Here is a 20,157-nt window from a genome sequence, read left to right as displayed (position 1 = left end):
CGTCTCCGGCCACCAGCGGTTCGTGCTGTTCGCTATCCGATGGCGAAGCTGGGGTGCGGCGGCTGGTTGTAGGCGGTGTTCTGCCAGGCGACGGCGACCCGGTACTGCCGGTCCTGCATCAACGAGGGCCTGGCGATGCTGGTCGAGTCGGTGGTGGAGTAGATGCGCAGCGCCGAGTTGTTCGACGTACGCCAGATGACCTCCTCGCGCCAGTCACCGAGGATGTCGGCGGACAGCGCCGGGGTGGACTTGGTGCCGTTGTTCGAGGCGACGCCGGATCCGGTGAGCAGCCGGGTGTCGCCGCCGGTGCCGTACTTGTCGATGTGGGTGCCGTCGAGCAGTTCCCGTTGCGCGTCGCCGTCCCACCAGATGACGAAGTTCGCCGAGGACGGGTTCCGGCCGATCGACGCGCCAGAGCCGTTGTACAGGTTGCCCATCTGGGTGCCGGCACCCCAGAACTCCGCGCCGGGGCTGCCCGCGTAGATGTCGGCGGCCACGCCACGGCCGGGTCCTTCGACTCCGCCGTTGGCGGGTCGTCGCCAGATGACCTGTCCGTTGCTCCCGGCGTGTACGTCGGCGGCGGGCTGGTTGCTGGATTCGTGGATGGTGAACACCTCGATGCCGGGACGGCTGGGGATGAGGTCGCCGACGTGCATCGCGTCGCCGTGGCCGTAGCCGGTGGAGTACATCAGGGTGCCGTTGTCGTTGATGGTGGCCGAGCCGTAGACGATTTCGTCGCGACCGTCGGAGTCGACGTCGGCGACGGACAGGTTGTGGTTGCCCTGCCCGTAGGCGCCGCCGCTGCCGGAGTCGTAGGTCCAGCGTCGGGTCAGGCTTCCGTTGCGGAAGTCCCACGCGACGATCACGGCCCGGGTGTAGTAGCCGCGTGCCATGATCAGCGACGGTCGCTGGCCGTCCACGTACGCGGTGGCGGCCAGGAACCGGTCCACCCGGTTGCCGTAGTTGTCCCCCCAGGAGGAGACGTTGCCGCGGGCCGGTTCGTAGTTGACCGTGGACAGGACCGCGCCGTTCTGGCCGTTGAAGACGGTGAGGAACTCCGGGCCGGCGAGGACGTAGCCGCTGGAGTTGCGGTGGTCGGCGTTGGCGTTGCCGATGACCTGTCCGGTACCCGAGCGGGTGCCGTCGGCGGTCTTCATCGCCACCTCGGCCCGGCCGTCGCCGTCGTAGTCGAAGACCTGGAACTGGGTGTAGTGGGCGCCGGCCCGGATGTTGCGGCCGAGGTCGATACGCCACAGCCGGGTGCCGTTGAGCTTGTACGCGTCGAGGTAGACGTTGCCGGTGTAGCCGGACTGTGAGTTGTCCTTGGCGTTGGACGGGTCCCACTTGAGCACGATCTCGTATTCGCCGTCGCCGTCCAGGTCGCCGACGCTGGCGTCGTTGGCGGAGTAGCTGTACGACTCGCCGCTGGGTGTCGTTCCGCCGGGCGGGATCTGCAGCGGTACGTCCCGCGAGGTGGCGAACGGCACGACCTCGTCGGCGGCGGTGGACAGCAGTTCCACACCGCCGGTGACCGGGCGTACGGAGTAGGTCGCGTCCGCGGGTGCGCCGACGTCCAGATAGCTGGTTGCCGTGGTGATCGGTGTGGCGTTGATCTTCTTCGAGCCCCGGTAGACGTTGAAGGCGGTGCCGGCCGGGTCGCTGAGCAGCAACCGCCAGGACACGAAGTTGCCCTTGTCGGAGCGGATGCTGATCAACCCACGGTTCAGCTTCTCGGTCGTCGTACCGGCGTCGGCCCGTACGGAAGCGGCGCTGGCGGGGTCCGGGCCGGGCGCGCCCTGTGCGACCGTCGGGGTGACGATGCCGGCGGTTGCCACGGCGACGGCGGTCGCCGTGGCGAGCACGAGACGGGGAACCGACCGGCGGCCCGGGAGCGGGTTGATCGGGGGGTGGTGGTTGATACGTTTCATTTGGCCATCCAAGTTAAGGCGCACGTGAACGCGCGCCGACGGTGTGACTGGCCTCGAACCGGGTGATGCCCGCGCTGGGTCGGTGTTACCCGCCCGGGTGCGAGCGTCGCGGCCGGGGTCGCCCTGAAGCGCCTCCACCGGCTCTCGGAAAGCGCTTGCCCTCAGGCAAAGGTAGGAAGCTCATAGACGTTTGTCAACAACGACCGTATGCACGCGGCCGGCCGTTGACGGACCAGATCCCGATGGCTAAAGTCTGCGCGACGCGGGCCGAAGGAGAGGTATCACCATCACACCGCTGCCTCTGCCGTCGCGGCGAGCACCGGAATTCGGTCGGGACGCGTTGATCGTCTGCGAGAGCCTGGTCCGGATCTACCAGACCGGCTCGATCGAGGTGCAGGCGCTGCAGGGCCTGGACCTCGTCGTCGAGAGCGGCGAGATGGTCGCCGTCGTCGGGGCGTCCGGGTCGGGCAAGTCGACGCTGCTCTCCATCCTCGCCGGGATCGACGCCCCCACCGCCGGGCGGGCCCGCGTCGACCGGTGGGACCTGCTGGCGATGTCCCGGGCCGACCGGGTCCGCTACCGGCGCCACACCGTCGGGTTCGTCCGGCAGCAGAGCACGAGCAACCTCGTGCCGTACCTGACCGCGCGGCAGATGGTCGACCTGCCGATGACCGCGGCCCGCACGCCGGCCCGTACCCGCCGGGTCCGCGCCGCCGAACTGCTGAACGCCCTCGGCGTCGCCGACTGTGCCGATCGGCGTCCCGCGCAGATGTCGGGCGGGCAGCAGATGCGGGTCGCCGTCGCGGTCGCCCTCGCCAACGAGCCCCGGGTGCTGCTGGCCGACGAGCCGACCGGCGAGCTGGACACCGCCACCTCGGCGGAGGTCCTGGGTGCGCTGCGGGACGTCAACCGGCAGCTCGGCGTCACCGTCGTCGTGGTGACCCACGATCCGGAGATCAGCGGCAGGGTCGAGCGGACCGTGGCGATCCGCGACGGACGCACCAGCAGCGAGGTGCTGCGCCGAGCCGCGAGCGGTGCCGACGGCGACGAGGGGATGGTCGCCGAGGAGTACGCCGTGATGGACCGTGCCGGGCGGGTCCAGGTGCCCCGCGAGTACCGCGAGGCACTGGCGTTGACCAGGCGGGTCCGGCTCGCCCTGGAGGCGGACCACGTCGCGATCCGCCCCGATCCGGCCGAGCGCCGGTGAGCGCCGCACCGCTGCTCTCCGTACGCGGCGTCCGGCGAAGCTTCGGCGTCGGGCCCACGGTCGTACACGCGTTGCGGGACGTGTCGTTCGACGTCGAGGCCGGCACGATGGTCGCCCTGGTCGGCCGCTCCGGCTCCGGCAAGACCACCTTGCTCAACATCGTCGGCGGGCTGGACCGGCCGGACTCCGGCACCGTCGTCGTCGACGGCACCGAGGTGACCGCCCTCGACGAGGACGGGCTCTCCCGGCTACGCCGCGCGACGGTCGCCTACGTGTTCCAGACGTTCGGACTGATCCCGGTGCTGTCGGCCGCGGAGAACGTCGGCGCACCACTGCGCCTGGTCCGTACCCCGGCGACGGTGCGCGAGCGCCGGGTCGAGCTGCTGCTGGAGCTGGTGGGCCTGGCCGATCACGCCCAGCAGCGTCCCGGCGAACTCTCCGGCGGCCAGCAGCAGCGGGTGGCGATCGCCCGGGCCCTGGCCGGCTCACCACGGCTGCTGATCGCCGACGAGCCGACCGGACAGCTGGATGCCGAGACGGGACTGTCGGTCATGTCGTTGCTGCGTGGGGTGGTGGAGTCCGAGGGCGTCACCGCGCTGGTCTCCACGCACGACCCGGTGATGATGGCGCTGGCGGACCGGGTGATCCGGATCCAGGACGGCCGGCTCGACGACGAGCCCGAGGGGACGACACCCGGGTGACCGGCCGGAGCGGCGCGTGCTGAGGCTGCTCGGGCTGCGTGCCCGCGCCCAATGGCCGCTGCTCGCGGCTCTGCTGGCGGTCGTCGCGCTCGGTGCGACCCTGCTCGGCACCTGCGCCCTGCTGATCACCAGCACCGCCGATCGGGCGTACGAGGTTGCCGCGGCCCGTGCCGCCCCCGGCGACGTCGGCGTCACCGCCTACACCGTCGCCGTACCGGGAGCCCACGCCAGTTCGGTGGCCGCCGACACCCGCGAGCTGCTGACCTCGACCCTCGCCCCGTTCGCCGCGACGACGGCCACCCGGGCGTCGTCCGCGCTCCGGACGCTGCCGGCGAACCTGGCCGGGCGGACCGACGTCCCGACCGAGACGTACCTGTCCGCAATGGACGACCTGCCGGCCCGCACCACACTGGTCGAGGGACGCTGGCCACGGGCCGTCGGCGGGGCCGGGTCCGTGGAGGCAGTCCTGCTCGAACCCACCGCGCGGCTGCTCGGTCTCACCCTCGGCAGCCGCGTCCGGCTCGGCGCGGAGCTGAACGACGCACCCGCCCCGGCGATCGACGTGACCGTCGTCGGTGTCGTACGCCCGCTGCCCGGCGCCGGCTGGGACCGCGATCCGCTCGGCGGTGCCGGCTACGACCTCGCCTTCAGCGACGGGCGCCAGCCGCAGTTGGTCCACGCCTACGGTCCGCTCGTCGTCGATCTCGCCGACCTGCTCTCCGGCAGTCACACCATCGACCGGATGGAGATCACCGCAGACCCCGACCTCTCCACCCCCGCCCGCCACGACCTGGAAGCGGTCGCCGGAGCCGTACGCGGCGCCGACCGCCGGTTGGCGGGAATCCTCGGCGACCGGGTGCGGATCGAGAACCTCGCCTCGCCCCTGCCGCAGACCTTGCTGACCGCCCGCGAACAGCAGCGGGTCACCGCCGCCACGGTGCTCGCCGTCGCCCTGCTCGGCGCGGTCCTGACCGCGACCGCCCTGGCGCTGGCCAGCCGGCTCACCGCCGGGATACGTGCCGACGAGACCGGCCTGCTGTCGACGCTCGGTTTCAGCCGTGGTCGGCTCGCCGCCGGGGCGGCCGTGGAGGGCGGTACGCTCGCGCTGCTCGCCGCCGCGCTCGCGGTTCCCGCCTCGTCCCTGCTGCATGCCGGCCTGACCCGGCTGCCGCCGCTGGCGGGTGCCGGCCTCGCCGGGCCACCGGCCGTGACCGTACCGCAGGTGCTCGTCGTCGGCGGCGGCGTGCTGGCGCTCGCCGCGGTGCTGGTGACCCTCGCCGCACGGCCCGCAGCCACGGTCGGCGACCGACGCGCCCCCCGCGCGCTGCTCGCCCGTTCCAGTGCCGACGTGCTGCTCCTGGCGTTCGCCGCCGTCGGTCTGTGGCAGTTGCACGCTCAGGCCACCGGTGCCGACAGCCGGATCGACGCCGTCCGGGTGGTCGCGCCCACTCTGCTGCTGACCGCGGGTGCCGCGCTGGCCCTGCGCCTTGTGCCGCCCGCGCTGCACGGTGCCGAGAGGCTGGCCCGCCGCGCCCGGGGGCTGGCACTTCCACTGGCCGCGTTCGAGGCCGCCCGCCGGCCCCGGGCGGTCGCCGCGGGCCTGCTGATCGGCCTCGCCTGCGGAGCCGGCACCTTCGGGATCGCCCTCGGCGCCACCTGGGAACGGTCGCAGCACGACCAGGCCGACCTCTCGGTCGGCACCGACCTGGAGATCGCGTTGACGACCTCGCCGGTCGCCGGGCAGGGCGCGGCCGTCAGCGCGGCGACCGGCGGAGCGGTGAGCCCGGCCACCGGACGTGGTGTCGCCATCGGTCAGTGGCTCGGCACCGCCGGCGACGCGCCACGGCTGGTCGCGGTGGACACCGCCCGCGCCGAGGCGTTGCTCCGCGGTCGGTTGGACGGCGACCGTAGCTGGGCGGAGGTGGGCGCCGCACTGGCGCCGCCGTCCCGCGTCGGCGGGGTCGCCCTCCCGGCCGGTGCCGCCCTCGCCCTGACCGGCACGGCGACGGGTGCGACCCCGGTACTGGCGACCCCGAGGTTGCTGCTGCAGGACGCCACTGGCCTGCGGACCACCTGCACCGGCGGGCCCGTGCCGCTCGACGGCGCGGTGCACCGGTTGCCGGAGTGCGTGACGGCCGACGGCCTGGAACTGGTCGCGGCCTCCCTGCGGATCGCGGCCGATCCGTCCGCCGGACCGGCCGGTCCCGAGCGCAGCCGGGTCGCCGTGACGCTGACGGCGCCGGGGGCGGTCGCACCCAACGGCGCGCCGCCGTGGACGGCCATCTCCGCCCCGCCCGCACCCGGGCAACTCACGGACCCGGCCGTCGCGTTCGCGACCACCGCCTCGGGTACCGAGCTGAGGATGACGACGGCTGTCCAGTTCACCGGTCCTCAGGACGCCGCCCGCGACCTCGTCGCGACCGCCTTCCCCGTACCCGGGACGGTGCCCGTGGCCGCCTCGGCCCGCCTCCTCGACGAACTCGGGGTGCGACCCGGCTCGTCCCTGAGTATCGCCGTCGGCAACACCGCCATCTCCGTGGTCGTCGCCGAGGCGGTGCCCGAGGTCCCGTCCGCCCCCGGTGCCGCCGCCATCCTCGCCGACCTGGACGTCCTCTCCCGTGCCCTGGTGGTCGCCGGCAACTTCCAGTACCCCGTCGACGGCTGGTGGGTCGGCGATCCGGACCGGACGGACGCCGCCGCGCGGGCCGCCGCCCTGCACATCGGCACGGTCACCACCCGTGCGGGGGAGACCGCCCGCCTCAGCGAAGGGCCGCTGCGTGCCAGCCTGCCGGCCGCGCTCCGGCTGCTCGTCCCCGCAGCCGCCCTGCTACTGGTCGCCGGTGTCGTCCTGCACGTCCTCGTCGACCTGCGGACCCGCGCCGTCGAGGTGGCGCGGCTGCGCGGGCTGGGGATGACCCGACGGGAGGTCCGCGCGCTGTTGTTCGGCCAGTACGCCGGCGTCCTGCTGCCGCTGCTACTGACCGGTACGGCCGTCGGCGCGCTCGCCACCCTCGTGGTCGCACCCCCGCTGGTTCGCTCCGACCTCGGAGCCGCGCCGGTCCCGCCCGTGGTCGCGTACTGGCCGTGGTCGGCCGAGGCGGCGCTGCTCGCCCCGCTGCTGGTCGCCTGCCTGCTCGCGGTGGCGGTCGTGGTCGTCGTTCGGACCCGCCGCCCCGACGCCGGGTACCTGCGGGTGAGCTCGTGAGCGGGCTGTGGCGACCGGCGGTGCACTGGCCGACCGTACGCAGCCGCCCCCGCGCCGATGCCGGGCCACTGCTGTTGACCGCCGTCGTCGTCGCGGTCGTCGTGCTGTTCGCCGGCGCCGTGCCGACGCTGATCCGGGCCACCGCCGACGACGCCGTGCAGGACGCGGTGCGCCGGGACGCCGACGACGCCGCGGTCCGGGTACATGCCCGTTGGGAACCGGACACCGGGCCGAGCGGCGGGCGGGTCCGCGACCCGCACCTCGCCGAGGCCGTCGCCGACCTGCGCGGGACGGCCCGGGACGAACTCGAACCCCACCTGCGGGCCGTGCTTCGCCCGTCCGTCGCCGCCGTCACCAGCAGCACGCTCAAGATCACAGACGGCAGCGTGCAACGGACCTTCCAGCTCACCTACCTCGACAACGATCCCGCCGCCGGTGGTGGTCCGGGCGTCACCTGGATCGCGGGCGGCGCCCCCCGGCCCGCCGTCCCGGAGGTGGACAGCCGCGTCGAGGTGCCCAACGGCGGACCGCCCTGGCCGGTGCAGGTGGGCCTTTCGAAGGCGGACGCCGAGGCCCTCGGCGTGGGTCCCGGAGACCGCATCCCACTCGTGGACCAGCGGAAGAGGGTAAAGCACGTACAGGTCAGCGGTGTCTTCGAGGCGACGGACAGCAGCGATCCGGCCTGGCAGCTCGCACCCTGGCTGTTGCAGCCCGTTCCCGGCGTGGACGGGGTGGGCAGTACTCGGCTTGCCGGGCTGCTGTCCGCAGACTCCCTGCCGGACGCCCGGCTCGCCTTCGTCGACGACGAGTTGGAGCGCACCGTCTGGTTCAGCGCCGACCCCGAGGTACTGACCCGGGACTCCGCGGAGACCGTCGCCGCGACCGTGGTCGCCCTCAAGTCGTCCTCCGGCTCCTCCGGCGTCCGGGACAGCTCACTGAAGTGGGAGACGCGGCTCGACGCCGTGTTACGGGACGTGCGGACCCAGATCGCCGCCGCGACCGCGCAGGCATCCGTACTGCTCATCGGGGTCCTGGCCAGCGCGGTGCTGGTGCTCCTGCTCGCCGCCGAGCTGCTGGTCCGGCGCCGGGCACCGGCGTTGACGGCCGCCCGGCAGCGCGGGGCGTCCCTGCCCGACCTCGCCGGGGAACTGCTGCTTGAGTCCACGGTGCTGGCGCTGGTGGCCGCCGTGGCCGGGCTCGGGCTGGCGGTCGCGGTCGCCCCGGGGCTCTCCTGGACGTGGACGGTTCCGGTGGTCCTCGCGGCGGTCGTCGCCGGCCCGGCGTTCGGCACGCTCGCCGCCGCCCGGGCCACCCGGGACCGACGCGTGCCCGCCAACCGGGCCGCACGCCGCTGGATCCGCCGCACCGGGCAACTGCGCCGGGCCACCCTGGAGGCCGCGGTCCTGGCCGCCACGGTGGGCGCCTTCGTCGCCCTGCACCAGCGCGGGATCCTGCCGGCCGTCTCCTCCGCGCCGACCGGGCCAGCGCCAGGCCAGGACGGCGGCGCGGCACTGCCGGCGAGCGCCCCCGCGCTCGGCGCGCTCACCGGTACCCTCGTCCTGCTGCGGCTGCTGCCCACCGGCACCCGCCTCGCGCTGCGGCGCTCCCTCCGCTCCCGGCGTCCGCTCGCGGTGTTCGGCGCCGCGCGGGCGGCGGCGACGTCGGCACGCGTGCTGCCACTGCTGGTCCTGGTGACCTCCGTCGCGTTGGCGTCGTTCGCGCTCACGCTCCAGGCCACCGCCGTCCGGGGCCTCGCGGAGGGGGCGTGGCGCACCGTCGGCGCCGACGCCCGGCTGGACGTCAGCCCCGTCGACGCGGCCTCCACCGCGGACCTCGCCCAGCGCATCGCCGTCGCGCCCGGAGTGCGGCAGGTGGTGGCCGCGCAGGTGACCGACGGCGCGCGGGTCGCCGCCGATTCGACGCTCGTCGCACCCCGTCTGGTGATCGTGGACACCGCCGCGCTTGCGGGGCTCCTGGCCGCCACACCGCTGCCGGACGGGCCGCAACTCGACCGGCTCGCGGTGGCCGGCACCGCCCCCGGGCCCGTTCCGGCACTGGTGCGCTCCGCCGACGGCCGGCTCCGGCCCGGTGCGCGGTTGGAACTCCGTCGGGACGACGGCCCGGCCGTCCCGCTCGCGGTGGTCGGCGCCGCGCCCACCGTCGGCGACGCCGACGACGTGGTCATCGTCGACGCCGCCGCCATCTCCGCCGCCGGTGTGCCGGTCGTCCTGAACACGGTGTGGGCGGCCGGCCCCGGCGCGGGTCGGGCGGTCGCCGACAGCACCGTCGCGGCCGACGTCGTGGTACGCGAGGACGTGCTGGCGCAACGCCGGGCCGCGCCGCTGGCCATGGGACTGCTGCGGCTGGGGTGGGCCTCGATCACGATGTTGCTGGCCATGGGTCTGCTCGGACTGGTGCTCGGCGCGGCCGCAGGCGCACCGGAGCGATGGCAGACGCTGACCCGGTTGCGGACACTCGGCCTGCGGCCGACGGACGCCCGCCGGGTCGCCGTGGGCGAACTGCTGCCGCCGGTGGTCGTCGCCGCGCTGGGCGGCCCGCTGCTCGGCGTGGTGCTCGCGGGCCTGACCCTCGGTCCGCTCGCGCTGCGGCTGCTCACCGCGCAGGCTGTCGATCCCACCCTGGTGCTGCCGTGGTGGCAGATCGGCCTGCTCGCCGTCGCGTTGCCGACGGCGGTCGTCGCGGTGGCGCGGATCGAGTTCGCGATGCGACGCCGCCGGCGGCTGGGCGAGGTGCTCCGGGCGGGCGGGGGATAGCCGCGAGCTAGGGGCGATCGTGACCTCGTCGAGTTGGACGGCCGCGGTCGGGGGCGGTGATGCTGGTGAAGGTGTACGTGTCGTCGCCGATCCTCAGGGTGGTCACCACCGGCGCGTCGGCCAGGCGGGAACTGGTGTGCCGGACCCGGATGTGCTGTCCGTTCTCGATCACACCTGGCCTACTGCTCCAGCCTCCTCGGGTCTGGTACTCGCCGTTGACGACACTGACCCGGGTCGGACCGGTCAGGCCCTCGACCTTCCACTTCCCGCTGGTCACCTGCTTCCCCGCCTTGACGTTGGTCGCATCGGGGAACGGCGCGAGAGCGAAGACCTTCTTGCACATCTCGACGAATGCGGGCCACCCGGGTGCGTCGACATGGCCGGCGTTCTGCCGCCGGAAGCCGACGTACCCGTCGATGAACGCCTGGTCGAACGGCGGAGTCCCACCGATCGACTCGCCGGGGCCCGAGGTGAACTCCGTCCCCGGAGGCACGACCAGTCCGTCGACACCGACCAGGTTGTAGACCGCCGTGGCGTGTACGCCGGCCAGATACATGCCCCGCGGGTCAGCCCACGCGTCATTGGCGTTGCCGCCGGTGATGTACACCACGCGGGGCGCGGCCAGTGCCACCATCGAGTGTCCATCGACACTCATCAGCTCCAGTTTGCGCGGCTTGTAGGTGCCGTTCTTCACCAGGCCGACGCCGGGGTAGTCCGGATCGTCGACCAGTGGACCCATCCACCTGAAGTAGTTCCCCGCCATCCAGTGGTACTCCAGGCTCTCGCCGGCGTTGTTGGCGTAGTCGCCCTCGACCTCGAGATCCTGTCCCCAGTGGCGGCGGTTCATCCTCGCCCCGAGGGATCCGGACGAACTCGCGTACGCCGCCTTGATGCGGGGATCGTAGGCGGCGGCGACGGTCGTGGCCTTTCCGTACCGCGAGTGCCCCTGCACTCCGATCCGGTTGGCGTCGACACCGACGTACTCGGCCGACGCGTCGAAGAAGTCGATCAGCCGGCTGATACCCCAGCTCCAGGCGGCCAACGCGCCCCAGTCGTCCGGCTTCCTCCAGTGGCCCTTGTTGATCAAGCCGATGATGTAGCTGGACATGTTGGCCCCGCCGCTGTCCGGTTGAAGCTGGGCATTGGAGAACCCGAAGATTCCCCATCCTTCGGGCCCCAGGTTCGACCATCTCCCCGTTCCGCCGAACACGATCACCACCGGGACGTTGGTCCGGGCGTCGTACGCCTGCTGCGGGATCCGAAGTGTGCCGAAGATCCGTGGTGGGTTCCGCACCTGCGGGTAACGGGACGTGTCGATGTTCCCGGTTATCGTCCGCTCGACGTACGCGACACCGTCCGCCGTGCCGTACGAGATCTCCCCGAGTTCCCAGGTGATCTTCGGCCACAGCCGACGATCCGGGATCTTGCCGTACAACTCTTCCTGGACTGCCTTGAAGATCTCCGGACGGCGCTTGTTCCACCAATCATGGGACGTCCGCACCGGCGTCCCGTCCTTCATCGCCAGCAGCTCGATCGGGGTGTAGCCCCAACCGTCAACGTCAGGATTGTCGCCGGTGCCAAGCCCGGTGGCACCGTCACCGGTCGCGTCGTCATAGCTCGTCCAAAGTCCACCCAGCGCTCCCCGTCGCACGGGGTGGCCAAGGGCATCGAACCAGAGCCGGGCCGCCGGGTCTCCGGTCACGTTCGGCGCACGGTTCGGGTCGTCGAGCCACGAGCCCAGATTCGGCAGTCTCGCACCAAGCTGGCAGAGCATCTGGTCCCGATCCTGGACGGTGCTGATCGGCAGGGTCGGAAACGCTCCGAATTTCTCCACGCATTCGTTCGCCGCCACCTCGCCCTGCCCGGTGGGGCTCGTCGAACCATGTGCCGAGGCGGGCGCCCCTGCGACCGCCAAGCCCAAGGGGGAGACGCCTACGACACGGAGCAGAGTTCGCCTCGACGTGCCCCGCTCCCCACCGGCACCCGCGTGGGGGTCGCGGCGTGGGTTCGGCAGTTTCTGGATTCTCCATCGGTTCTCTCCTGTTGGATCGGCGCTGGTGTCTCGAGGTGACAGGGGACAGATTGGTTGGCGGCTCGGCGGCTCCGTCCGACCACGGACGCAGTCGCTCGATCGTCGAGCGCCGACACGGCTGTCAGCGCCCGGTGAACACGGCCCGGGACCGCCCGCCGTTCGCGCTGACCCGGATCTCGAATTTGCTCCGGAACAGATCCGGGGCCCTGGTGAAGTCCACCCGCACCTCGAACGTCGCGGTACCGCCGGGTGGGATGCTTGCCGCGACGGGGACCGGGAACCTGCCCGGGTCCCGGCTCGTGATGGCGTGGCCGGACCTGCCGGCCTTGCCCGGTCCGGTCGGCGCGAAGCCGTCCAGCCGTACGTCGTTCGCGGCGCCGCCGCCGGTATTGGTCACCTCGACCGTCCAGACCGTCGCGCCTGGGCGGCCGTGCTGGTGGCGGTCGACACCGGTCACCCGGCCGGTCAGTCGCGCCGGGCGGGGCGCCGGATCCTCGTCCACCTCCAGCAGCAGGGTGTCCCACCCCAAGCCGTCGCCGGCGCTGGTGCCCGCTCCGCGGGTGAACGTGATCGTGTTGGTCCCGACGGTCAGCATCGACGCCGGGAACGACAGCGTGGCGAGCCGGGGGAATCCGCTGCGGTCGGCCTGGCGGGCGATCGTCGAGTCGTTGTTGTTCGGCAGCGAACCCGTGATACCCGTCGCGGAACCGTTGACGGCCACGGTGGGCCGGCCGCTCCGCTGCATCGAACTGGAGACCGTGAGGTACGCGGTGCCGGTGTGCGGGCGGTCCAGCTCGAACGTGATCGTCCAGGTGCCCGCGTTCGTCTGCGCGTAGTACCAGTCCTGCGGTTCCCAGCTCTCCCCGATCGCGAACGTCAGGTTCCCCGGTATCTGGGCCGGCTTGTCGAAGTTGCGCGGGTTGGCGAACGTCTCCGGGTCGGTGGCGAGGGCGAACTCGCCGCCCATCCGGTTGGCGGAGCCGATCTGCCAGAGGAACGTGGTGTGGTTGGTCGGCGCCCACTCGATCTTGCCGAGATCCTGACGCGCCCCGCTGACGGTGATCCCGGTCAGCTTGAGCTGGTCGGTCACCGATCCGGTGGCGGCGAAGACGTAGAGGTTGTACGTGCCGGGCGTGCGGGTGCCCGGCTGCCAGGCCGGCGGTATGCCGGGCAGTTTGAAGGTGCCGTCCTCGGCCGTCTTCACGAAGTAGGTCGGCTCGTGGATGGTGTAGACGTCGGTCACGTCCTGGGTGGACAGCAGGACCCAGTGCCCGCCGGCGGGCCGGCCGTCGGCGATGCGCAACCGGCCGGTGACCGTGGTGCGCTGGTCGGGCGGCGGGTAGAAGGGGTCGACGATCCAGTCCGAGCCGCCCCGGTTCTCCTCGATCTCCGCCTTGGCGATGTCGGCCGCCTCGGCGATCATCGCGTCCGGGTCGTCCGGGTCGCCCGTGTTGACGAACGTGTACCACGGCCCGTACAGCCGCTGGTAGTCGGCGAACAGCGGATACGCCGGCAGCCCGTAGTGGTTGGCGCCGAAGTAGTTCAGGATCAGCGCGTCCTGGTGGATGGCCAGGTCCTGGTGGTTGGGCCCGACGCCGTAGAACGCGCACAGCGTCTGGTCGGTCACCCCGCCGAGGGGGGTGAACCAGGCTCCGAAACCGTGTCCGTAGTGTCCGAACATTGGGTTTTCGTGGTGGTACAGGCTCCAGTCGTACTTCGTGTAGGCGCTGCCCGGCGGCAGGTTGCCGGAATTGCTCTCCGGCGACGGCAGATCCGGGTTGTTGACGCCGTCGACCCGCCGGGCCTCGTCCTGGACGGGGACCTGCGTTTCCAGGTAGGCGTACGTCGGCTGCTGGCCCTTGCCACGCTCCCAGTTGAATGCGTGGTCCAGGATGGCCCGGTCCCATCGCGCGTTCATCCGGACCTCGTTGATGGACTGCGCGACCACCGCGGTGAGGATGTTGTACCCGTAGAGGCCCCGCTTGCCGCGCCGCATGATCAGGTGGTGCTCGTGGCGCAGCCTCGGGCTGGTGTTGTCCACGAACGCCACCTCGACGAGATCCACGCTGGCGCGTAGCACCCGCACCTCGGTGCAGACCAGCCGGCTGCTACCGCCGCCCGCGTCGATGTAGAACGAGTGTTGGCGGTCTGGGTCGCGCGGCTCCACGCCGTTGAGGTTGTGCGCCAGCTCCACGCCGTCCACCACGATGGAGGTCGCGGTGATGGAGACGTCGGTCCAGCCGGTGACGATGCCGCCGGCCGCGTCGTCACGGCCGAACGTGAACCGGATCAGTCCGTTGTCGAGTGCCAGGGCGTCGACGTCGTCCGGAAAGGGGTAGCTGCCGGGCACCGCCGGAGCGCCGTTGATCAGGACCTGTACGTCGTTCGCCGTGGGCGCCGCCCGGGCGGCGTCGCCTCGGCCCAACAGGATTGGCGCGGTCGCGGCAGCGCCCATCAGTCCGAGGGCGGTTCGTCGGGACACTTCTGCGGCCATGTGACTGGTCCTCCTGTCGCAATGCCCGATGACGGTGGTTCGGGACCGGCCGTCGTTGGCGTTGAACGAGATCTCCATGTCGGGTTCGAAGAAGTACGGTGCGTCGGTGATGTCGACAGTCGCCTGGGGGTGGGAGTGGCTCCGGGTGGAAGGCTTGCCGCGACCGGTACCGGCGACCGGGGGCTTCCGGCTCAAGTTGATCGGTGGCGTCCGGCCGGGATCGACCGGGTCGACGTCGGCCGGACATCGTTCGCCGTGCCGCTGACCGCCGGCGGGAAAGCGCTTGCTTGAATCGATTCAGGTTTCAAGAGTGTTGCGGTAGCAGGAGTGGCTTGTCAAGGGGCGGGCCCCGGGACGCGGTGGCCCGCCCGTGTCGCCCGTGGTCAACCGCTGGCCCGGCCGGGCGGTGCGCCCGCCAGCCGAAGCCGCTGGCATGGCCCTGCACCCACTGCTCCGTCACCAACGCCAGCTGGCGCTCCCGCTTGGCCCGCCGCTCGTCGGAACCGCCAAGAATGACAATGACGGGCGGGCCGGCCTCGTTGGTCGCGTCGCAGTCGGATGAATCTGTTTTGGTCGGGCAAAATTGAAACAGTTCAATAGGTTGATCTGGCTCAACCCCGCCGGGCGCTCGCGATTGCGGAGGGGTTTTCCTCGGGCTTTCAAACCTCTCGCAACCGGCAATAGGCCCGCTTTCCGCGCCCGGGAGTTCGCAGAGCCCCAGTGGAGCGGATCAGGGATTCTCGGGATCCGGTCAGCCGGCGTCCAGCACGTCGCGCAGCCTTGCCGCGAACTCCTCGGGCTTGCCCGCGTAACCGAACTGACCACCAAGGAAGCCGCCGTGGTGGCTCGGGAACACCGCGGCCTTCTGGCCGAGCAACGCCGCCATGCCTTCGGCCGTACGCGCGGTGTACGTTCCCGCCGACTCCTCGCCGACCGCGATCACGACCCGGGTCGGTGCTGCGGTGAGCACGCCCGCGTCGGGGCGGTAGTCGCTGATCGCCCACGAGTTCTTCGACAGCAGCGGGTCATCGCGGGTGCCGTCGTCGTCGGTCGACATCCCGAACGTCGCCGGGTCGGGCGCGGGCTGGGCGAAGTAGGCGTCAGTGAACTCGCCCTGCCAGGACGTCATCGCGATGAACGCGGCCATGCCCGCGCCGGTGCCGTTCGCCTGGTACGCCTCGTGAAAGGCGGCCCGGGCACGCTCGGCGGCCGCGGCGTCGGGGAGTACGGCGTTGATCGGCGGCTCGTGCGCCACCAGCGTGGCGACGTCGCCGGAGTGGGTCGCGACCAGTTCGAGTGCGGTCACCGCACCGCCGCTGCTGGCGAACACGTCGACCGGACCGCTGTCGAGCGCCGCTATCAGCAGGTGCAGGTCGTCCGCCTGCTGCTGCGGCGTGTGGTCGGACCGGCCGTCCTTGCGGATGCTGCGGCCCAGGCCGCGCGGGTCGTAGGTGACGACTGTGCGGTCCGTGAAGTGCGCGGCGAGCGCTTCGAAGCCCTCCGCCGTCATCGGCTGGCCGATCATGAGCAACGCGGGGCGCCCGCCGGACGGGGGGAGCGGGCCGCGGACGTCGTAGACCAGGTCGGCGCCGGGCACGGCGAGGGTGTGCGTCTGCGTGTTCGTCATGCCGGTGAGACTACGACCGGCGGGAACGGAGCGGGGTCCTGGGCGCGCGGGTCGCAGCCGGCAGCCGAGCGACGCATCGGCGCGCTGCCGCCGGGCGGGCCGCCCAGGATGCGACGGGGGCCAGTGGATCGGGCTCGAGTGGGTCGATACGCACCGCGGGTGCGAGAGGGCCGCCACCGACACCCCCGTCGATCCACTTGACAGCGACAGGAGATAACCGTTATCTATTAGCTAACGGTTATCCGGGAGGAGGGTCGATGCAGCAGGAAGTGGTGCTGGCGATGCTGGCCAAGGAACCCTCGCACGGCTACCAACTGCGTGCGCGGTTGCGCGCCGCGCTCGGCCCGCTCGGCGACGCGATGAACGCCGGGCAGATCTACGTCACGCTGACCCGGCTGGAGAAGGCCGGCCTGTTGGCGGTCGAGAGGTCCGCCGATGGCGGCGACCAGTCGGATCGCAAGGTGTACGTGCTCACCCCCACCGGCCAACAGCGGGTCGCCGAGTGGATCGCCGAGGTGAGCTGGCCAAGGCCCGACCTCGCGGAGTTCCATCTCAAGCTGATCGCGGCCGCGACGGCCCGGCTGGCCGACCCGCTCACCATCGTCGATACCCAGCGCCGCGAGCTGCTGCGCCGGCTGCGTGACGCCCAGCGCGCCGCCATGGCCGAGCCGGACCACTCGGACGCGGCGCTGTTGTCGGAGGGCATCGTGTTCCGACTCCAGGCGGATCTGCGCTGGCTCGAGGCATGTGAGAAGAACTGGACCCACCGGAGGAGTGGATCGTGAGCGACGCCGCCACGCCCGTGCTTCGCGCTCGCGGGGTGCGAAAGGAGTACGGCAAGGGGGAGGGACTGGTGCGTGCCGTCGACGGGATCGATCTTGACGTCGGCGCGGGAGAGACGGTGGCGATAACGGGACCCAGCGGCTGCGGGAAGTCCACGCTGCTGCATCTGCTCGGCGGGCTGGACCGGCTCTCAGGCGGAGAGGTCTCGCTGAACGGCCGCCGCATCGACAACATCAGCGAGAAGGCACTGGCTCGGATGCGACGCACTGACGTCGGCTTCGTCTTCCAGTCCTTTCACCTGATGGAGGAGCTCACCGCCGTGGAGAACGTCGAGCTGTCGGCGCTGCTGGCCGGAGGCTCGCCGCGGGCCGCCAGACGGCGTGCGGAGGAACTGCTGGAGCAGGTCGGGCTCGCCGGCCGGGCGCGTTTCCTGCCCTCCGCGTTGTCCGGTGGCCAGCGGCAGCGGGTTGCGGTCGCCCGGGCGTTGAGCAACGAACCATCGGTCGTTCTCGCCGACGAACCGACCGGAAATCTGGACAGCGCGTCGACCATGGACGTTCTCCGGCTCTTCGAGGGCCTGCACGAGTCCGGTCAGACGCTGGTCATCGTCACCCACGACGTGCGGATCGCGGCCATCGCGGACCGGATGATCGCGATGCGCGACGGCGCGTTCGTGGACGAGACCAGGTTGACCGGTGGCACCACCGGGCAGCTCCGCACCGTCGTCGGGCTGGAGGACTGAGGGTGATGGGCCGCATCGTGCTCGTGGTCCGCCTCGCCGTACGCGACCTCCGGCGGCGCCGCACCGAGGCCGCGCTCCTGCTGCTTGCCATCCTGGCGGCCAGCACGACGCTGACGCTCGCGCTCGTCCTGCGCGACGCGGCCAGCGACCCGTACGAGACCACCAGGGAGGCGACCAACGGACCCGACGTGGTCGCCAACGGCCAGCTCGCCGACCTTTCCCGCCTCGAGCAACTGGCCGACGCTCCCGGCGTCATCGCACACGGCGGACCGTACCCGGTCACCTCGGCGGAACTTCAGGCATCCGGTCGAACGGCAGACGTGCAGGCCGTGGGGCGCGACGCCGCGTCCGCTTCGGTCGACCAGCCCCAGCTGATCCGGGGCAACTGGGTCGGCGATGGCGGGGTGGTGGTCGAAGCCGCCTTCGCCAACGCGCTCGACGTGCACGTCGGTGATGCGGTCACCCTGTCCGGCCGGTCGTTCGAGGTCGTCGGCGTTGCGGTCACCGCCGCCATGCCGCCCTATCCGGGGTCGTCCTGCCTTGTCGCCCGTGGCTGCCTGAACGGCGTCGTCCCCGAAGACAGGGTCCTGCCTCCGGGGTTGCTGCACAATCCCGGACTGGTCTGGCTCACCCGGGCGGATGTCCGGAGCCTCACTCCGGATCCAGAATCCCTGTCCTACGTGATGAACCTGAAGCTTGCCGACCCCGACGAGGCCCAGGCGTTCGTCGACACGAACGACGGCGACCATGGCCGCGTCACCCCCATGCAGACCTGGGGGAACATCCTCGACGGCGCCACCGAGCTGGCCAGGGACTCCCAGATCCTTCTGCTGATCGGAACCTGGCTGCTCGGTCTGCTCGCCGTGGCCAGTCTTTCGGTGCTGGTCGGCGGCCGGATGGCCGATCAGACCCGACGCACCGGGCTCCTCAAGGCAGTCGGCGGCACGCCGGGCCTGGTCGCTGCCGTGCTGCTCGCGGAGTACGTCCTCGTGGCCCTCGTCGCGGCCGCAGCCGGGTTGACGATCGGAACGCTGACCGCTCCGTTGCTCACCGAGTCCAGTGCCGGCCTCGTCGGCAGCGCGGGCACGCCCTCGATGACCCCGTCCACGATCGGGCTGGTGACCGCCGTGGCACTCGGAGTCGCCGTAGTGGCGACCGCTGTTCCGGCCGTGCGCGCTGCCCGCTCCAGCACCGTCAACGCGCTGGCCGACGCCCCTCGCCCGCCCCGCCGCATAGGGTGGCTGATCGCGGCCTCGGCCCGACTGCCGGTTCCGCTGCTTCTCGCCCTGCGGGTCGCCGCCCGGCGGCCGCGACGGGTCGTGCTGGGGGTGGCCATCATCGCGATCACGGTCAGCGGGATCTACGTCCTACTGGTACTCAACACCTTCCTCACCACCCAGCCACTCACCGGCGGATACGGTGATGCTCAGGTGGAGGTGCTACGCCACGTGCTCCTCGTCTGGTCGGTCGTACTGCTCTCCCTGGCGGGGGTCAACGCCATCGTCATCACCTGGGCGACGGTGCTCGACAACCGGCACTCGTCGGCGCTGGCGCGCGCCCTCGGCGCAACCCCCAGTGAAGTGAGTACGGCACTGGCGGCCGCGCAGGTGTTGCCGGCGCTCCTCGGCGCCATCCTGGGCGTCTTCCCGGGCGGCATCGCGCTGTTCGCCGCGATAAACGCGATCGCCGGCGGCGACAGCGAAAGGGCCACGCTTCCCTCGCTCTGGCAGTCGGTCGCGCTGGTGCTGGCAACCGTGCTCGTGGTGGGGGCGCTCACCGCTGTGCCCGCCCGCCTCGGCGGCCGCCGTCCCGTGACCGAGTCTCTTTGAGTCGCCTTCGTCCTGGCTGCCATCGTCACCTCCCCGATGGCGCCGCCGATCCGTGCGGTGCGACCGGGTGTGCGCCGATCTCGGCTTCGCTCACCCGGGTCGGTTCGAGCACCCGGTGCAGGAATTCGCGGGTGCGGGCCTCGCGTGGCGAGCCGAAGACCTCCTCCGGCGGACCGGACTCGACGACCGTGCCACCGTCCATGAACACCACCCGCGACGCGACCTCGCGGGCGAAGCTCATCTCGTGGGTGACGACCAGCATGGTCATGCCTTCCGCGGCGAGCGAGCGCATCACCGCCAGCACCTCGCCGACAAGTTCCGGGTCGAGCGCGCTGGTCGGCTCGTCGAAGAGCATGAGCCGAGGGTCCATCGCCAGCGCGCGGGCGATCGCGACCCGTTGCTGCTGCCCACCGGAGAGTTGCGCCGGGTAGGCGTGGGCCTTCTCGGCCAGGCCCACCCGGTGAAGGTTCTCTGTCGCGATCCGTTCCGCCTCGGCCCGGGATCGGCGGAGCACCCGACGCTGCGCGATGGTCAGGTTCTCCCGTACGCGCAGGTGGCCGAAGAGGTTGAACTGTTGGAAGACCATGCCGATCCGCCGCCGTACCGCATCGATGTCGCAGTCCGGGTCGGTGACCTCCACGCCGTCGACGTGCACCGAGCCGCTGGACGGCTCCTCGAGCAGGTTGACGCAGCGCAGCAGGGTGGACTTGCCCGAGCCGGACGGCCCGATCACGCAGACCACCTCGCCGGTCTCCACCGACAGGTCGATGCCGCGCAGCACCTCCAGCTTGCCGAACGACTTACGCAGGTCGCGGATCTCGATCGCGGGCACCGC

At 71.8% G+C, this 20,157-nt stretch carries 12 protein-coding genes; 7 read left to right on the top strand and 5 right to left on the bottom strand.

Annotation, left to right across the window (positions count from 1 at the left end; all coding sequences use genetic code 11):
• Positions 1–32: 32 nt before the first annotated feature.
• Positions 33–1,928: a rhamnogalacturonan lyase gene (locus ACFP2T_RS19135; RefSeq protein ID WP_377423618.1), complete on the bottom strand. Its 1,896-nt coding sequence runs from the start codon at positions 1,926–1,928 to the stop codon at positions 33–35.
• 286 nt (positions 1,929–2,214) lie between these two features.
• On the opposite strand from ACFP2T_RS19135, the gene ACFP2T_RS19130 reads away from it, so the two are divergent.
• Genes ACFP2T_RS19130 through ACFP2T_RS19115 form a run of 4 tightly spaced genes read left to right on the top strand, consistent with a single transcriptional unit; the run spans position 2,215 to position 9,815 of the window.
• Positions 2,215–3,135, top strand: coding sequence for an ABC transporter ATP-binding protein (locus ACFP2T_RS19130; RefSeq protein ID WP_377423825.1), 921 nt, complete (start codon positions 2,215–2,217; stop codon positions 3,133–3,135).
• Complete coding sequence (locus ACFP2T_RS19125) at positions 3,132–3,836, top strand: ABC transporter ATP-binding protein (protein WP_377423615.1); 705 nt, start codon at positions 3,132–3,134, stop codon at positions 3,834–3,836. The genes ACFP2T_RS19130 and ACFP2T_RS19125 overlap by 4 nt, the downstream gene beginning before the upstream one ends.
• A 16-nt stretch (positions 3,837–3,852) precedes the next feature.
• Entirely contained in the window at positions 3,853–7,041 is a 3,189-nt protein-coding gene (locus ACFP2T_RS19120) for an FtsX-like permease family protein (RefSeq protein WP_377423613.1), read from the top strand.
• Positions 7,038–9,815: an ABC transporter permease gene (locus ACFP2T_RS19115; protein ID WP_377423611.1), complete on the top strand. Its 2,778-nt coding sequence runs from the start codon at positions 7,038–7,040 to the stop codon at positions 9,813–9,815. The genes ACFP2T_RS19120 and ACFP2T_RS19115 overlap by 4 nt, the downstream gene beginning before the upstream one ends.
• 7 nt (positions 9,816–9,822) lie before the next feature.
• On the opposite strand, the gene ACFP2T_RS19110 is transcribed toward ACFP2T_RS19115, so the two are convergent.
• The 3 genes from ACFP2T_RS19110 to ACFP2T_RS19100 form a co-directional block, all read right to left on the bottom strand.
• Positions 9,823–11,649: a glucuronyl esterase domain-containing protein gene (locus tag ACFP2T_RS19110; RefSeq protein WP_377423609.1), complete on the bottom strand. Its 1,827-nt coding sequence runs from the start codon at positions 11,647–11,649 to the stop codon at positions 9,823–9,825.
• Between the two features lie 319 nt (positions 11,650–11,968).
• Positions 11,969–14,341, bottom strand: coding sequence for a polysaccharide lyase family protein (locus ACFP2T_RS19105; protein WP_377423607.1), 2,373 nt, complete (start codon positions 14,339–14,341; stop codon positions 11,969–11,971).
• A gap of 751 nt (positions 14,342–15,092) precedes the next feature.
• Entirely contained in the window at positions 15,093–15,968 is an 876-nt protein-coding gene (locus ACFP2T_RS19100) for an alpha/beta fold hydrolase (RefSeq protein WP_377423605.1), read from the bottom strand.
• A 257-nt stretch (positions 15,969–16,225) separates the two neighbouring features.
• Between ACFP2T_RS19100 and ACFP2T_RS19095 the strand changes: the two genes are divergently transcribed.
• From ACFP2T_RS19095 to ACFP2T_RS19085, 3 genes are read left to right on the top strand one after another with little or no spacing between them, the layout of a single operon-like run.
• The gene (locus ACFP2T_RS19095; protein WP_377423603.1) at positions 16,226–16,753 is read left to right on the top strand and encodes a PadR family transcriptional regulator; all 528 of its coding nucleotides are present in this window, start codon (positions 16,226–16,228) and stop codon (positions 16,751–16,753) included.
• Positions 16,750–17,493, top strand: coding sequence for an ABC transporter ATP-binding protein (locus tag ACFP2T_RS19090; protein WP_377423601.1), 744 nt, complete (start codon positions 16,750–16,752; stop codon positions 17,491–17,493). The genes ACFP2T_RS19095 and ACFP2T_RS19090 overlap by 4 nt, the downstream gene beginning before the upstream one ends.
• A gap of 5 nt (positions 17,494–17,498) precedes the next feature.
• Positions 17,499–19,322, top strand: a complete 1,824-nt coding sequence (locus ACFP2T_RS19085) for an FtsX-like permease family protein (RefSeq protein ID WP_377423599.1) — start codon at positions 17,499–17,501, stop codon at positions 19,320–19,322.
• A 25-nt stretch (positions 19,323–19,347) separates the two neighbouring features.
• Here the strand turns inward: ACFP2T_RS19085 and ACFP2T_RS19080 are convergent, their stop codons facing one another.
• A complete protein-coding gene (locus tag ACFP2T_RS19080; RefSeq protein WP_377423596.1) occupies positions 19,348–20,154 on the bottom strand; it encodes an amino acid ABC transporter ATP-binding protein in 807 nt (268 codons plus the stop codon).
• Positions 20,155–20,157 lie beyond the last annotated feature (3 nt).

The sequence above is a fragment of the Plantactinospora solaniradicis genome (genome assembly GCF_042658085.1).
GTDB classification, from domain to species: domain Bacteria; phylum Actinomycetota; class Actinomycetes; order Mycobacteriales; family Micromonosporaceae; genus Plantactinospora; species Plantactinospora solaniradicis.
Note: the sequence above shows the minus strand (reverse complement) of the source record. Positions and strands in the feature narration are given on the sequence as shown.